The sequence below is a fragment of the Nostoc sp. TCL240-02 genome, from assembly GCF_013343235.1.
Taxonomy (GTDB): Bacteria; Cyanobacteriota; Cyanobacteriia; order Cyanobacteriales; family Nostocaceae; genus Nostoc.
In genome coordinates, this window is sequence record NZ_CP040094.1 from 7,231,492 (window position 1) to 7,246,496 (window position 15,005).

The window sequence follows — 15,005 nt, forward strand, 5'->3', positions numbered from 1 at the left end:
TCTCTCGTGTTCGGAACTTGAATCTCTCTGTAAGGATGGAGACGGGGTTTCTTTAGCCGATTCCCATCTCGGATTACGGAATGGTTAGACGGCTGCTAGAATAGGGGTGGAGAGTAAAACAACAGCTTTGTTGTTTAATGTATCTTCATTTTACGCTAAATTAACAACAACAATGTTGTCAAAGTCAAATTTTCAAAAAAATTTTTGTGATGTTCGCTGAACGTCTCGCACCAAATGAAGATGGCGACTACCCACCAGTCCTCAACCAAGCAAGATATCCTTGAGTATCTGCACAAACACGAAAAAGCAACGGCTTTAGAGCTAGCTGAAGTTTTAGACGTTACCCCCCAAGCAATTCGTCGCCATCTCAAAGATTTGGAGACGGAGGAGCTAGTTTTGTATTCTACATCAGTGCAGGCGGCGGGGATGGGGCGGCCGCAGCATCTTTATGAATTGAGTCGTCAAGGACGCGATCGCTTGCATCGAACAATGAGCGATCGCTTTGGTGATGGCCACGGCAATTTTGCGGTTTCGCTGCTAGACACCTTAGCGGAAACGGTAGGAGACGACCAATTTAAATCGATTTTAGAGAAACAGTGGCAGCGTAAAGCCAAAGAATATCGCGATCGCGTCGGTAATGGTTCACTGCGAGAACGTGTAGCCAACTTAGTAGAGTTAAGAAAAGCGGAAGGCTTCATGGCGGAGTATCACGCTGTTGATGTAAATGACTCCTTTGAGAGCGATCGCTTCATCTTAATGGAGCATAACTGTGCCATTTCCAACGTTGCCGAGTCTTTTCCTAGTATCTGCGGTCACGAACTAGAAATGTTTGCAGCCGTATTACCAGATTGTACCGTAGAGCGCACCCACTGGATTATTGATGGCGAACATCGTTGTGGCTATTTAGTACAAGTTCGCCATTAGTCATTTATGAAAACTACTACCCCCTCTTTAATAATCAACTAAATTTGAGATAGCGTTTATGGATGTACCACCACAGCAACCATCAGCACAATTTTTAACCCTGGAAGAGTCAGCAAAAGTAGATGCGGCGTTGTTGTCTTCCCCAGAAAAGTTTTTAACAAGATTGACAATTTCATCACTTAAGCTGTTGAAACATATCGCCCAAGAATATGGTGTTGTTATTGAAGATTTGACAGCACAGCAAATAATAGCCTGGTTTGAAAAAGATGGTAAAATCCGCCGTGAAGAGGGTATTGAAGGTTCATATCTTAAATGGTGATCTGTAGTAGAATTTGCATTTCATTGGCTTTGAAAAAATATTCATACACAATATCCCGCTTCTAAAAAACATAGCAAAAACTATTTTTGCAAGTTTGGTTACGGTGGTTCGTATCTTCTCAGTAGTATACATAGCTACTGTTTTAAGTTTAAGTCAAATTTTAGAAGCAATTGATAGTCGTATTTTGGCAACAGCAGAATCAATTAGATGCTACAAATGCCAGTCTTCAATAATAAACAAAAAGCACCTTAAAAAAGTGCTTTTAAAGTTGATAATATTTTGTTTTTCGAACAACTATTTAAGGATTGTAACTGTTAGCCCTAGGATTACGAGCTCCAGTTACGGCTCCAATCATTGAGGCTATTAAACCCAACAAAGAACCAAACACAAACCACCATAGTCCCGAACGCAAATTAGCAGCCGCATCACGAGCTTGTTGGGCACTTATATTTGCTCGTGGTACATTAACACCACCTTGCTGTTGTACCTGGTTTATAACTTCCCCAGCGTTAGAAGCAGCAACACCAAAAGCCCCAGATACTCCACTTGCTAGCAACCATGAGCTAACTGCCAAAGTCGTTGCCCAAAGAATTGCACCATTAAGTAGAGCGGTATTACGGTTCATTGGTCCACAAGCACGGGCTGTAACCCAACCACCAGTAAATAAGGATATTAGCAAAGCGATAGTTGACCAAAGTCCCGCATTACCCGCAGCGTTAGGAGCAATTGATCTGGGCGCACCTGAACCTTCAACTGCGCCTGCTGCAACCGCACCAATTATAGCGCTTAAAATTAGTTGAGTAGCTAAAGATACTAGTAACCCCGAAATAATCGGTCCCCAGCGAACAAGGTCGTGATACTCGGCTACTCGTCCTGCTACCACAGGGTCAGTAGAAATAACTTCATTACCTGTCCGATTTACGTATGACATAGCTTATGTTCTCCAATACTGTTTCCGCAAACTTTATCTCAGGTATATTCATGTTTATGCTTAAAATTAAATAGCTAAATCATATAAATTTCTATCTATCAATAGAAATACTTGTTTAATCTATCTTTAGTAATAAAATTCAAATTTATTTAACAATATTTAATCCAACAATTGAGTATTTATTTTCTAATAAATTTTTAGAGCTTTTTTAGGAAAATACTTAAATTAAAATACACTTATCTACTGACATATTGAAACAATCTATCTGACTGGCTCTTTAACTTAGTAAAAAAGCTTTTAATACTTATTAAATTCCTAACAAAATAATTAATTTAGATAGCCAATAAAAACTAACGCATTTTTACAGCAGTGCCTGTGGCAGTAATCAACAAAAGAACTCCTGATTGGTCAAGATTAATTGTGCCAGTATCAATTTCAATCCCGATTACAGCATTTGCTCCTAAACGTTGTGCCCGTTGTTCTAATTCTTCTAATGCCTTGCGTTGACCCTGCTCAAATAGACGCTCATAGCTAGCAGTGCGTCCACCGATAATATCGCGAATACCAGCCAAAAAATCCCGTAAGAAATTGCTGCCGTAGACTACTTCGGCTGTTACAATACCTAAATATGACTCAATCACGGCTCCTTGAATTACATCGGTAGTAGTTATAATCATAAATTAACCTCCTAGATAATATACATATTTATTATTCAGATGTTTATCCAAATGTGTGAAAATTATTGATTATTCGGATATGTCTCTAAATATGATATGTGAAAATTGTAACTTTGATTACAAAATATAGGTTCATAAACATCCTCTCGCACAACTTGAGATTACGCTTTCAGTTTTAGTATTGTCTCATCAGAAACTAGGATTTAGAGGAACATTTGACTGATTAAATTTATCTTACCGTGTAATGACCATAAAAGGATGTTAATGCCGGGATGATGACTTCTAAAAAGGTAGTATAAAAGACTAAAAATTATATACAAAGTCAGCAAATTCTTAAATTAAATAATCAACATCAATGAATACCAAGCCCTGGAAGCTTGACCTATCAAAATATAGGATTAAGTTAAGTGCCTATTGATATTTTTCGGGAAATGCGTATAAATACTGATAAAAAAGGTGTCGCTTTGCTGTTGTACTGTTTTATATAGGATAACTTCATTTGATCCTTGATAGCTTATACTCATCCTTCAGTCAAAACTCTCTTATGGAGTGCTGAATATAAAGGAACAGTGAATGAACTATTAACATCTAAATTCATACGAATAAATACAGTTTTCAAAAATCCATATTTTTGTTTTAATGTACAAGAAAAAAGTCCTCTAAAATTTCAGGAAATTTACTGTGTACAAGCCGACATCATTCGTGTTTAGTGTGGTGTTACTAGGATGTTTTGCCTTCACCATACCTTCAGTAGCTCAAGCTCAGGTATTAGTGGCGCAAGCCAAAAACCCACAATTAAAGCAACTACTAGAAGAAGGACGGAGGTTAGTAGATAGTGGCGATTATGGTGGTGCGATCGCAGTTTATCAACAAGCAGCTAGTCTAGATCCCAAAAATGCTAAAATTCATTCAGGCATTGGCTACTTATACGCTCAACAGGGAAATTACCAGGCAGCACTAACTTCTTACCGTCGTGCGATCGCCATCAACCCTAACAACAGTGATTTTTATTACGCTGTGGGTTACATCAAAGCCAATTTGGGAGACACTGCTGGAGCAAAAGAAGGCTACCGTCGGGCCATACAGCTAAACCGTAATAACGTTAACGCCTATTTAGGATTAGCTGTAACGCAATCTCGTATGGGAGACTATAATGCTGCTACTTGGGCATACCAACAAGCAATAGATTTGGATAAAAACAACGCCCAGACCTATGAGTTGATGGGTTCGATGTATAAACAGCGACGACAAACCAAACAAGCCAACAGCTTGCTTCAAAAAGCCCGCGACTTGTACAAGCGGCGCAATGACTTACAAGGAGTGGACAGAGTAGAAGCTATGCTGCGGCAGTTAGGAGGATGAGATTAATCTAACTAGCGTCCCGTTAATTCCACAAAAATATCTTCTAGATTAGAGGGATGCACCAGCATTCCGGTTTTATCGGGCTATTCGTTTAAGTAAACATTTACTGCTTCCAAAAATGGGAAAACAAATATTCTCAACTACGGACGCTATCATTTCCCACTTCAGACACACCTAATTACTTCATTACAAACCTTTTCCGTTAATAGAACGGAGCTGTTGTAAAGTTCCCAAAGAAATCAGCCTATCGCCATCCATAATACCGATGTATCCTGGCTTGGTAAAGCAAAAAGCATCGCACAAAAATTCAACCTCATCCATATAATGGGTCGTCAGTAGCATCGTCTCCTTGTTTATTTAAATCCCGAATAATTTCCCAGAGACTTCGCCTGCTTTGGGGGTCTAGTTCTACCGTTAGTTCATCCAAAAACAGAATTTGCGGTTGATGCAATAAGGCTCCCGCAATCTGCAACTGTCGTTTCATATCCCCAGACAGGATTTTTACCAAATCATTACATTTTTCTGCTAGCTCAACATCCTCCAGCCATCACCTCAGTACTAATACAGATTTTTTCTGAGGTTGCTCCCAATAAATGACCAAAACACTTGTAGAGACGGCGATTTATCGTGTCTCAAAAACTCACGATTTTGTACAAATAGCGCTTTGAACCGTATTGATTTATTAACAACAAAATTCCCGACTTCTGTAATAAGTCGGGAATCTGAGGCTTGAATTTTCACAAATCAAATAGGATTTATATAGCGATTTTGATAGTAAGCCAAAATTTGCTTAATTTGTTGCCGACTTTGTAAACCATAATTCGCTGTCCACGAAATGGACAAACCACCAATTTGACTTTGATTGTAATCAAACTGTTGGGATGATTGGGGAATTAAATCCACTTCTACCCCTTCAACTTGACGTAAATGAGCTGCTATCTCTCTATAGACAGCTAAAGGACAACCAGCGAATTCAATTTTTTCCTTAGTCTCCATCTCTATGAAGCTCCAACATTAAGAGGATTTGAGGAGGGCGTTGCCACTGAAATAGGATTGCCACTAGCAGATGTAGCTGATGGTGTTGAGTTGACAGGCCCTTCTCCTACCATTTTGGCAACTTCGATACCAAATTGTTCGAGAATTACAATCGGGTTAGAGCCGCCATTCATTTCAATCCGTTTAATCAGTACGCCATTTGCTAATCGCTGTCCCGCTTGCACATAGCGACTCGTCGGCTCATCTGGTACTTTGATAATTGCCTGCGGTTCCTTACTAATTAGAACCACACCAGTCACAATAACTGCTCTTGCTAACTCAGGTTGTGCTGCTGGTGGCAATACAGATACTAAAGTCGGGTTGGGGACAACTTGAGGCAAAACCTTAGGTAAGACTGAAGTCAAAGTAGAATTAACTTTTTTTGGTACAGAAGCAATATTTTTCTTCTGATTTAAAGCTATGCGAGGTGTTGAAAGTTTTCGTCCTGCTAGCGATGCAGTCGGTAGCTTAGGCAAGATAGGAACAGGTTTTCCAGTCCCGGATGTTTTAGGCATTCCCGAAACCGTCTGTCCAAAAATTTGGGCAAACGGGTCAGTCCGATCTTTTGATACTAGAATTAACGGTGCCCGCTCTGTAGGATTAGTGGATTGAATCAAGTTAACAGATGCAGGAGTAACTTGTGAAACCTGTTTGGCAAGTATCACTGGATTCTTAAAGGATTGAGCCGTTGGTGGGGACTTTGCTACTATTTTAGGAATCGGCGCAGGATTGACGGCTTGTGGTGTATCTTCAGAAGCACATCCAGCGATCGCTAAGGTTAAAATAGCTGCAATTGTAATTTTTGAATTTCTGCCCATGAGCTGTTCTCAAAAGCCATTGGAAAATTGAAAAATGGAAATATACATGCCTAAAATTTGTATCAAAGGCAAAGTATGTTACCTTTATAACCTAATTTTTTACATTTCAAGGGTTATTTTTAACACTAACACCCCAGCATAACTGCGGATTTAGTTTATTTGCAGTTAATCGTCTGCTACACCCATAAGCTGTTTCATCAAATCCAGACCTTTCTTGACTCTACGGGAAACTGTCACCACACTTATCCCGAGATGTTCTGCAACTTGTTTTTGTGTCAAATCTTGTAAAAACACGCATTCTAAAACATCACGGGTGCGTTGTTCGAGTTGAACCAATGCTTGTTGCAAGCGAAGTTGGTCTTCTTGTGCCAACTGAAAGCTGCGATAGTGAGGATCGGGAACCAATTCTCCCAAACAAGTAGAACCTTCTTCTCCATCTTGGATTGGCACATCAAGACTCAAGGGAGCGCGATTTATCCACGCTAACTTAATTTCTTGCCATTCGTTTGGAGAAATTTCTAGCGCTGTTGCTAATTCGGTATCTGTTGGTTGGCGATTATGCTTTTCACGCCAAGAACGTGACACTCCTATTGCTTGCTGTTGGAGTGCTAACCACTTCCGAGGAATTCGCACGGTGACACCTTTATCTCGGAGATAGTGTTGAATTTCACCCCGAATATAAGGAAGAGCATAGGAACTAAAGGCATGTCCCTTGGAAAGTTCAAATTTTTCAATCGCTCTGATTAAACCCAAACATCCAACCTGGAGCAAATCATCGTAGGTTTCATGACATTGATTCGTCCAGTAGTGAGCTTCTTTTCTCACAAGTCCAAAATTGAGTTTTACCAGTTGATTGCGAACATTTTCTGACCGATATTGCTGATATTCTCGCAATAATTGCCAAATTTCATGTTTTAGTTCATTGGTGACTGTGGTAGGCATAGCACCGCGTTTATTGAGTAAATTAACAATCAATTACTTACTTTTAAATTAAGTTGCGATTGTGCGATATTAAACAGAATATCGCGCTATATGTAATAGCAATTACTATGGGATTAACAACTTTTTTTAGGCAAAATACCAATAGAGTTGCTTGACAACCGCGCAAAATTTAAATGGGTGAAGTTGGTATTTAGTTTGTTATTTATTTTTGGGATAATCTGTAGCTATTTTTAAAACTACATAGAAATAAAATATAAAATTAATCACTAAATATCAAACCGAGATTTTACTTAACTTTAATTAATTAATGGTGAAGCTAATTTTCCAAAACAAAACAATAATAGTCGGAATTTTATTAGATAGTAAAAGTTTGATTTACAGTAAAATTACCTGTCAATTCAACCGAAATTCACCTAAGAATTAAAAATAACTAATAATATTTAGAAAATAGTATGTATATTTACGCAAGCAAATACAACAAAATGCGAGATTGATTTGGGGAGGTCTTGCGGGGCAAAATATCACTAACCCAAGCATATTAGGCTTTAAACTTTCTCCCTCTTTGTCAGAAACCTATGTACCACCCTGAAAAAAGGCAGGGCTGTTTCATTCTTTCAAAGCCTCTTGAAAAGTTGGGGACAAGGGAAGGAGTAATTCTTCTCTTGTCTTTTTTCGTCTCTGTAAGGCTTTTATAGGAATGAAACAGCCCTGAAAATGTGGGCAAAGAAGTTAACTTTTGCGATCCAACCTGATGTTTACAGAATTGTAGTTCTGAATGCCAGGTCAGTTATCTAAGCTCTAGAGAATTTAGCTACGAGTCGATTCAACCCGTGCAAAAAATAGACCGCGAATCTTGACTTCTTTTGGTTCGCCAGCACCTAAGTCTGTATCAGATGGCTGTTCGCTCTCGAAAGTACCAGCAATTTCACCACTAGAACTATCTACTTTAGCGATTTGCAGAGAAATCTTGCCGTTAAGATTTTCAGCACGCTTGACGTTAGTGCGGGTAAGTTCTTCATCATCGGCTTGGGCGGGGAGAGCCACGGCATTATCGTAGCCACTGACGACACCACGACCTTTGGGATCTAGGAAGGCAGCACCACGGTAGGAAGGAACTTTGAAAGTGCCTTCAAAGTCCGTAGAGGTGTTAATACTGCTCAAACTGGGTTGGGTTTGAGCAACCAAGTTTTTGATAGTGAAGAGGAAAGGTACTCGCTCACCGCCAGGAAGTTGTACGGTGATGGCTTGGAAGTCAAGACCATCAGTTTCCTCAAAGGTCAAGCTATTATCTGAGTTGATTTTTAGGTTGCCTTGCACCTGGTCAATAGTGGAAGTGTATCTAGTTAACAATTTGCCAGCAACAAATTCTGCTTCTTGGCGTTTATTAGCAGGTTCTTCTTTGATGAAAAAGCTAGTTGGTTCTAAGCAAAGTTCTTTGATGGCATAAGACTGGCTAGAATCAATGGGAATGGAACCACGGCTTGTTTCTGCTAGTTGAGGGCATTTGTTTGCCAAGCCGGTGCCACGAATTTGGTCGTAAGTAAGTACATCTCTACTACTAGTAGCAGGAGCATCACTACAAGCAGTTATTAGTCCCAGGCACAAAGCCAAGAATGCAACAATTAAAGTGCGATACCTCATGGTCAACCTCAATCTCAAAAATTAATATCTAAGTTGTAAAACTGCATCGAAGCTTTGATTTTTGACGAAAAGCCATCTTCGAACTGACACTGCGTTGCTCTGATTACCAGAGTTGAAACAAATCTCAGGGCGTATAGGCTGGAAGTCGCCAGTCAAACTTTTCTCTGCTAAACGTAGTTAAACGTGTCGTTCTCTTGAGCTTGGGGAGTAAACCCCAGAATAAGTAGCACACTGTATCCTTTTTAGATGTGTGTAACTAGGGGGCAAAAAACCAGCAGTTTTACTGTTGGTAGCATTTGTTAGAGTTGGGCGGGGGGATGAGTAAGCGCTACACAGAGCAGCATAAGTGCTTGCCTCAAAGAGTGCGAAGAGAGTTGTCTGCTTTGCACTTTGCTTTTGCCAATTGCAAAAGCAGCGTCGCCCAAGTCTTTTTGTATCATGTATGTGACGCTACTACATACAGCCCATTGTTTGATGGGTAAATTAGCCAGATCATACGATTTTTTTTAACTCAAAATCAAAGTACTCTTAATTAACAAAGTCTCGTCCCGATCGCATCTAGCTGATGTGGAGGCTATGCTAAAGGTTACTACGCTCTTTTAGGAGCGATCGCAATTGCTTTTAATAAAGATACAAATCTAGTTATATTCAACCCTTACTTAGGTAAGTGCAGGGAAGAGCAAAGGCGGTGAGTCTAGCAAAAAACCATCTAAAAGCCTACAGTAGCTTCATTTTCTGGGATCGATGTCTAGAGTAAGTACTGGCAAACTAGGGAAAATTAAAAATCTCCGGTAAATTTGAGTTGGCCTCATTTATACGGAAAAGTTGGCATGAACCATAACAAAAGTCTGGAATCAGGGGAGTTGTCCTGTAAACTGCAAGCGATCGCAACTGTGGTGTATGATGCCGTGCAGGGTTGTGAAAGTGAGACTGTAGCTCTTTTGGCAATGCTTAGGCAATTGGAACAGTTACACAGAGAGATCCGAGATGGGGTTTTTCAAGAGAGTTTGCCTGTTAACCGTCGGCAACTTTACTCACTCCTAAAAGATATTGAGTCTGAGGGAGGCTGGCCTTATATCGAGCGGATGAGACTACAAGCTTTTCTAGCGAATTTGCCACAAGAGGCTCCCCCAGAAAATAGCCGTGAAGTTTTAGAGAGCGATCGCTCCTTTGCTGATTAACTCAAAAATTATTTTCTAGCTCTGAATTAACAACCCCGATCGCCTCATCAACCGCTAAACCAAGAGCGGTTGCTCATTGAGGCTTCAACTTAATTCATAATTAAAAAGAGTTTTTAGTGGGTATGCCTTTACAAAGAAAGCGATCGCGCTCCTCAAGATTACGGTTGTGCTTGAGGTAATCACCCACCCAGTCGCAACCACGAACAAGCAGATCGTCAAGGTTTAAATTCCACAGAATTATCGTGTTGTCATCACTAGCTGATGCTAATGTTTGACCATCTGGGCTAAAACTAACACTTAACACTGGGGCACGATGCCCATTCAGGCTTTTAATTAATTTGCCTTCATGACTCCAAAGTTTTACTGTACTATCCCAACTGGCGGCGGCAAGCAATTCACCATTGGGACTGAAAGTTACAGCGTTGACGCTATCGCTATACCCCTTTAATAAGGTTTTTAACAACGTACCATCCCGTCGCCACAGTTTTACGGTGTTATCCCAACTGGCAGAAGCCAGCAACTCATCAGTGGGGCTAAAGCTGACACCTAAGACCCAACTGTCATGAGGCGAAAAAGTTTTGAGCAATTTGCCTTGACGGTTCCACAATTTCACAGTTTGGTCATCACTGGCGGAGGCTAAAATTTGACTATCAGGGCTAAAATTTACGCTATTTACCCAACCCTGATGTCCCACTAAGGTTTTCAGTAACTTGCCTTGACGGTTCCAGAGTTTCACGGTTTTATCTTTACTAGCTGATGCCAAAAACTGACCATCGGGGCTGAAATTCACGCTCATCACACTATCGCTATGTCCGTGAAGAGTCATGATCAAAGTACCGTCAAGCCGCCAAAGTTTCACGGTTTTGTCATAACTTCCTGAAGCCAGCATTTTACCTTTGGGGTCAAAACTGACACTAGGAACTTTACTTGTATGCCCCACTAAAGTTTTGTAAAGTCGAGTTTTGAACTCGCCATTACTAGTATATTTCTTCCAGAGTTTTACAGTGCGATCGCTACTACCAGAAGCCAGCATCTGACCGTTGGGGCTCCAAGTAACGCTCAAAACTCGATCTTGATGCCCTTGAAGAGTAGACGGGGTTGGGGCATTTAAGCTCCATAGTTTCACGCTTTTGTCGAAACTTCCTGAAGCCAGCAATTTATTATTTGGACTGAAAGCGATAGTAACAACAGCATCACTATGTCCTTTGAAGGTTTTGAGTAAAGTACCAGTTATACTCCAGAGGTTTATGGCATTGTCTTCGCCTGCGGAAGCTAACTTTTTACTATCAGAACTAAAGTTCAAACTCCACACTGTACTGCTATGTTGCCGTAAATTTTTGTAAAGACGAAAGCCAAAACCGTCTTTAGTATCGTTAATCTCCCTCTGCCAAAGTTTCACTGTCTTGTCTCGACCTGCTGAGGCTAAAAATTTACCGTCGGGGCTGAAAACAGTTACAGTCACACCCTGCTGATGTCCCTGCAAAGTTGTAACCAGGCTACCATCCCGTCGCCAGATTTTCACTGTCTTGTCATCGCTGGACGAAGCAATTAATTGACCATCAGGACTAAAGTTTACCCAGTTAACCCACCCTCGATGTCCTCTCAGGATTTTTACTAATGTACCGTCTTTGCGCCAGAGTTTTATGGTTGTATCCTTACTGGCAGTAGCTAACAACTCGCCATCAGGGCTGAAATTAACGCTATAAACCCAATCTTTATGTCCTTTCAGAGTTTTATATGGCTTGGGATCAAATTCACCTGTAACCGGGTTTTTACTCCAGATTTGTACTGTTTTGTCGAGGCTGGCGGACGCTAGGGTTTGACCATCTGGGCTGAAGCTTACACAGGTAACAGCATCAGTGTGACCTTTGAGGGTTTGAAGTAAACTACCATCAGGATGCCAAATTTTCACAGTCTGATCTCGGCTACCTGATGCTAGGGTTTGACCATCTGGGCTGAAAGTTACTCCCCAGACAATATCAGTGTGCCCTTCTAAGCGGTTGACTTCTGTTACCCCATAAACCGCCTGTTGCAGGGCTGTTACCACCCGCATTCGCGTATCTGGTTGCACTCCATCTGCCTGTTTCAGTTCTCTCCAAGCCCGCAAACTTTCTAATAAAGCATCAAACTCTTTATTAGACGCAAATAGAGCTTCGCTAGCAGCCGTGATTCCACTAATCCTCAAGTTGGTTTCACTGCGTTCAGCTCGCAGAGTTTGGTGAATTGCTGCTGTTTTTTGCAAGTCAGCTTGCCACCATAATGCTGCTATTGTTCCCCCCATGATTGCCAGCATTGCGCCTACAAACCGTGCTTCTCGCAGTCGCCGTTGCAACACCAAATTGAGTTGCTTTTGACTCAGTTGTTGGGCTACTTCTGCTCTAATTTTTTCGAGTTTGATTTTTTCAAACTCGGCGAGCATACCATAGTTGTTTTTTTGGCGAATTGGTTCAACTAAATAATCGTGAACTAGCTGGTAGCGATCGCCTAATTCTTCTCTGACTCGCAACACCAAACCTGAACCCACCAATATTTCTAAAATTAGTTCCCCAACTGTGTTAAAGCTTGATATTGTATCTATATCATGGTTATTAACTAATGCAGCCGCTAAATCAGCTTTACCTTTTAAAGGTCGCGTCCCTTTTTCATCAGTTAACTCAAATAATAATTTCCAACTTAACTCTTCATTCTCTGGGCCGCAGTCTTTGATCACTTCCCCTAGCCAGCGTTCAACCAATTTTGCCGAGCCGCCGCAAAGCTTGTATTGTCCAAGGGTAGTAATATTTTCTATTTGTAGTTGAGCGCCAACTATTTGTAATTCAATTGGATGTACTTCATCTAGTTCTCCTGTCAAATCCTGGACTAATCGATTAATTAATTCATCACTCAGTTCATAATGAGAACGTTGAGTAAGACTGTGAATTATAGCGTTAGCATCATGACTAGAGAATTTTCCTAGATAGTAGCGAATGTCCTTATCGAGAATATTTTTATTAATTACACCTAAATCATATAGTCCAATACTATTTTTTTGGCTCAATCGTTCAAATTCTAATAAATGATGTAAGTAATCTTCTCTTAACGAAAGAATAATTTTTACAAACGAGATATTTAAACATTCACTAAAGAATTGATAAAATTCTATTCTTTGCGTAGGAGGATTACTAATAAAAAACAATTCTTCAAACTGGTCTAATATGATAATTATTGTATAGTTGCGCTCGGTTGCTAAACGAATTTTTTCTAATAGTATATTGAATGTAGAGTCAGGATTAACTGATATTCCTGTGTATGCCAGCGCTTGGTTTAGACTGCTTATTAAGACTGTTAGCCAATCAGTATAGACAGACAAAACAATAGGTATAGGAATGCGTTCTCCGATAACTTTTCCTGTCAGGGCTGGGACTAAACCAGCTTTGAGAATTGAACTTTTACCTACGCCTGATGGTCCATAAATTACTGTAAGTTTATAGTCAGCACGACTAATTCTTTCAATCAAACGATTGATATCTTGCTGTCGTCCTGAAGCTGATATTTCTTGGGCAACTCCTTCAGGAATCAACGGTATTTTTTGAGGTTCCAATGCTGGGTTAATTCTAGATCGTTGCGGCTGTAATTGACTCGCACCAATGAAGGCGCGAAACCCATACTGATGTTCTATCTGAATTTTTTCTTGCTTGAGTTTAAAGGCTTCTGTATAGTTATGACGCTCAAAAAAGTAAAGCGATCGCAGTTCCTCTAAAATCTCTAAATATAGTGATGGCTGATGTTGTAGCTCACAAACTACCCTCGCCCATTCCAGGTTATTTATCGCTTCTTCTGATTCACCTAGATGTCGCTGTGTACGTGCAAGCAACAGAAGATACCAACTTTCTTGTCGTCGTGTTCGCAAAGCATCTCGCAGAGAAACTTCTGTTGCTTCTTCGGAAATAGAAAGTGCTGCATTCGCTAATTCATGAGCTAGTACCCAATTCGACTCGGAAATTGCCACATTTGCCAAAAAACCATAATTTTGAGCAATTTGTGCAGGAGTTCCATAGGTTTTATTTAGAAGTAATGACTTTTGAGCTAATTTTTTTAAGTCGTCCCAAGCTTGTAAACGTTGCAGCATTTCGCAAGCAGGCAAAATAAATTTAGCAACTAAGTCTTCTCTTTGTACTTCCTCCAATACGTCCAGGCATTGTTTAAACCACAAGAGAGCATGTTCACAATACTTACTATTACTATTATTGTGTAGGTCTGCCATGCGGTGATAACACAGCCCTAAGTGAAATAGTACTATTGCTTGCTTGAGTAAAGGCGAAGGAGGAGTAGGGTGAGGACATGAGAGAGGTAAAGAAGAATTACTTTCCAACTCAGCGACTCTCTTCGTTTCCTGCTGCCATAATGCTAGACTTCTTTGATAATTGCCTAAAGCACCATTAATTTGATCGTTGGCATATTTATCTCGTCCTAACACAAATTCTAAACTAGCTTCTAATCCGGGTGTTAACTGAAGACTATATAGGCGCAGCAAATCATTACGGGCTGATTCTATTTCGTGGCGGTGTTGAGACTTAGGATCTAAATCTAGGGAGGCATTAGATAAAAATGTTTCAGCACCTGCTTCTAAAACTTTGCCAAATAGAGATTCTGCTTCTTGATGGATCAAAGCAATTAAATCTGCTTTTGCCATTTCAAATTTAATCGTAGTTGCAGCCCAACTTTTAAAATCAGGCGCCAATCTGGACAACAATGATGCAACTTCATCTTGTAGCCACAACACTACTGGAAATGGAAAAGTTGCGGCATATATATCTCGCGCTTGGTTAATGCCTGTAAGTAAGTTTTCTAGGTCGATTGCTGACTCAATACCAAAAACCATAACAGCAGCTGGTAAAGAGTCTGTGAAGACAGCAGGATTATCTAAGGATAGTTCTGTGACTATTGTGTTGTGTAAGGAAGTTGTTGACGACTTGAGGACAACTTCTCTGATATTGGTATCTTTGGTGATGGAGCGAATATTTCCTAACATTTGCTCACGTAATTGCCCATAGTTACACCGAACTAAAATTAGGGCAAATTGACCTTCAGAAAGTGCGATCGCTCTAATCAGTCTTTGCAATGTATGCTGATTTTCTTTTGTGGAGACGTGTAGCTGCTTGTCAGTAGTCATTTGTTATTGGGCATTGGGCATGG

Annotated in this window: 12 protein-coding genes; 4 read left to right on the forward strand and 8 right to left on the reverse strand. The window is 40.3% G+C overall.

Features of this window, described 5'->3' with window-relative positions; all coding sequences use genetic code 11:
• Window positions 1–240 precede the first annotated feature (240 nt).
• Both sufR and FBB35_RS31000 read left to right on the forward strand, forming a co-directional pair.
• Window positions 241–924 (forward strand): iron-sulfur cluster biosynthesis transcriptional regulator SufR, encoded by a 684-nt coding sequence (gene sufR, locus FBB35_RS30995; protein ID WP_174712812.1) that lies wholly within the window; start codon window positions 241–243, stop codon window positions 922–924.
• Window positions 925–982: 58 nt separating this feature from the next.
• Window positions 983–1,243 carry a hypothetical protein gene (locus tag FBB35_RS31000; RefSeq protein ID WP_174712813.1) on the forward strand — a complete coding sequence of 87 codons (261 nt, stop codon included), beginning with the start codon at window positions 983–985 and terminating at the stop codon, window positions 1,241–1,243.
• A 298-nt stretch (window positions 1,244–1,541) separates the two neighbouring features.
• Here FBB35_RS31000 and FBB35_RS31005 read toward each other — a convergent pair whose 3' ends face one another.
• Together FBB35_RS31005 and FBB35_RS31010 are read right to left on the reverse strand one after the other, a co-directional pair.
• The gene (locus FBB35_RS31005) at window positions 1,542–2,174 is read right to left on the reverse strand and encodes a hypothetical protein (RefSeq protein WP_174712814.1); all 633 of its coding nucleotides are present in this window, start codon (window positions 2,172–2,174) and stop codon (window positions 1,542–1,544) included.
• Window positions 2,175–2,524: 350 nt separating this feature from the next.
• Window positions 2,525–2,851 carry a YbjQ family protein gene (locus FBB35_RS31010; RefSeq protein WP_012411120.1) on the reverse strand — a complete coding sequence of 109 codons (327 nt, stop codon included), beginning with the start codon at window positions 2,849–2,851 and terminating at the stop codon, window positions 2,525–2,527.
• Window positions 2,852–3,532: 681 nt separating this feature from the next.
• Here FBB35_RS31010 and FBB35_RS31015 point away from each other — a divergent pair.
• The gene (locus FBB35_RS31015; RefSeq protein WP_114086120.1) at window positions 3,533–4,213 is read left to right on the forward strand and encodes a tetratricopeptide repeat protein; all 681 of its coding nucleotides are present in this window, start codon (window positions 3,533–3,535) and stop codon (window positions 4,211–4,213) included.
• A gap of 313 nt (window positions 4,214–4,526) precedes the next feature.
• Here FBB35_RS31015 and FBB35_RS35235 read toward each other — a convergent pair whose 3' ends face one another.
• The 5 genes from FBB35_RS35235 to FBB35_RS31040 all read right to left on the reverse strand — a co-directional run bounded on the left by FBB35_RS35235 (window position 4,527) and on the right by FBB35_RS31040 (window position 8,649).
• Window positions 4,527–4,697: a hypothetical protein gene (locus FBB35_RS35235; RefSeq protein ID WP_174712815.1), complete on the reverse strand. Its 171-nt coding sequence runs from the start codon at window positions 4,695–4,697 to the stop codon at window positions 4,527–4,529.
• A gap of 260 nt (window positions 4,698–4,957) precedes the next feature.
• On the reverse strand, window positions 4,958–5,209 hold the full coding sequence (locus tag FBB35_RS31025; protein ID WP_174712816.1) for a hypothetical protein: 252 nt from the start codon (window positions 5,207–5,209) through the stop codon (window positions 4,958–4,960).
• A gap of 2 nt (window positions 5,210–5,211) precedes the next feature.
• Window positions 5,212–6,066, reverse strand: a complete 855-nt coding sequence (locus FBB35_RS31030; RefSeq protein ID WP_174712817.1) for a hypothetical protein — start codon at window positions 6,064–6,066, stop codon at window positions 5,212–5,214.
• Window positions 6,067–6,231: 165 nt separating this feature from the next.
• Entirely contained in the window at window positions 6,232–7,008 is a 777-nt protein-coding gene (locus FBB35_RS31035) for an RNA polymerase sigma factor SigF (protein ID WP_174713835.1), read from the reverse strand.
• Window positions 7,009–7,815: 807 nt separating this feature from the next.
• Window positions 7,816–8,649, reverse strand: a complete 834-nt coding sequence (locus FBB35_RS31040; protein ID WP_174712818.1) for a photosystem II manganese-stabilizing polypeptide — start codon at window positions 8,647–8,649, stop codon at window positions 7,816–7,818.
• An 830-nt stretch (window positions 8,650–9,479) separates the two neighbouring features.
• On the opposite strand from FBB35_RS31040, the gene FBB35_RS31045 reads away from it, so the two are divergent.
• Window positions 9,480–9,830 (forward strand): hypothetical protein, encoded by a 351-nt coding sequence (locus FBB35_RS31045; RefSeq protein WP_174712819.1) that lies wholly within the window; start codon window positions 9,480–9,482, stop codon window positions 9,828–9,830.
• A 100-nt stretch (window positions 9,831–9,930) separates the two neighbouring features.
• Here the strand turns inward: FBB35_RS31045 and FBB35_RS31050 are convergent, their stop codons facing one another.
• Entirely contained in the window at window positions 9,931–14,982 is a 5,052-nt protein-coding gene (locus FBB35_RS31050) for a hypothetical protein (protein WP_174712820.1), read from the reverse strand.
• Window positions 14,983–15,005 lie beyond the last annotated feature (23 nt).

Bases quoted from the DNA above. Each gene is read 5' to 3' on its own strand.
- FBB35_RS31030 (WP_174712817.1), bottom strand. From the start codon at position 6,066: ATGGGCAGAAATTCAAAAATTACAATTGCAGCTATTTTAACCTTAGCG.
- FBB35_RS31035 (WP_174713835.1), bottom strand. From the start codon at position 7,008: ATGCCTACCACAGTCACCAATGAACTAAAACATGAAATTTGGCAATTA.
- FBB35_RS31040 (WP_174712818.1), bottom strand. From the start codon at position 8,649: ATGAGGTATCGCACTTTAATTGTTGCATTCTTGGCTTTGTGCCTGGGA.
- FBB35_RS31000 (WP_174712813.1), top strand. From the start codon at position 983: ATGGATGTACCACCACAGCAACCATCAGCACAATTTTTAACCCTGGAA.
- FBB35_RS31005 (WP_174712814.1), bottom strand. From the start codon at position 2,174: ATGTCATACGTAAATCGGACAGGTAATGAAGTTATTTCTACTGACCCT.
- FBB35_RS31050 (WP_174712820.1), bottom strand. From the start codon at position 14,982: ATGACTACTGACAAGCAGCTACACGTCTCCACAAAAGAAAATCAGCAT.
- FBB35_RS31010 (WP_012411120.1), bottom strand. From the start codon at position 2,851: ATGATTATAACTACTACCGATGTAATTCAAGGAGCCGTGATTGAGTCA.
- sufR (WP_174712812.1), top strand. From the start codon at position 241: ATGGCGACTACCCACCAGTCCTCAACCAAGCAAGATATCCTTGAGTAT.
- FBB35_RS35235 (WP_174712815.1), bottom strand. From the start codon at position 4,697: ATGAAACGACAGTTGCAGATTGCGGGAGCCTTATTGCATCAACCGCAA.
- FBB35_RS31025 (WP_174712816.1), bottom strand. From the start codon at position 5,209: ATGGAGACTAAGGAAAAAATTGAATTCGCTGGTTGTCCTTTAGCTGTC.
- FBB35_RS31045 (WP_174712819.1), top strand. From the start codon at position 9,480: ATGAACCATAACAAAAGTCTGGAATCAGGGGAGTTGTCCTGTAAACTG.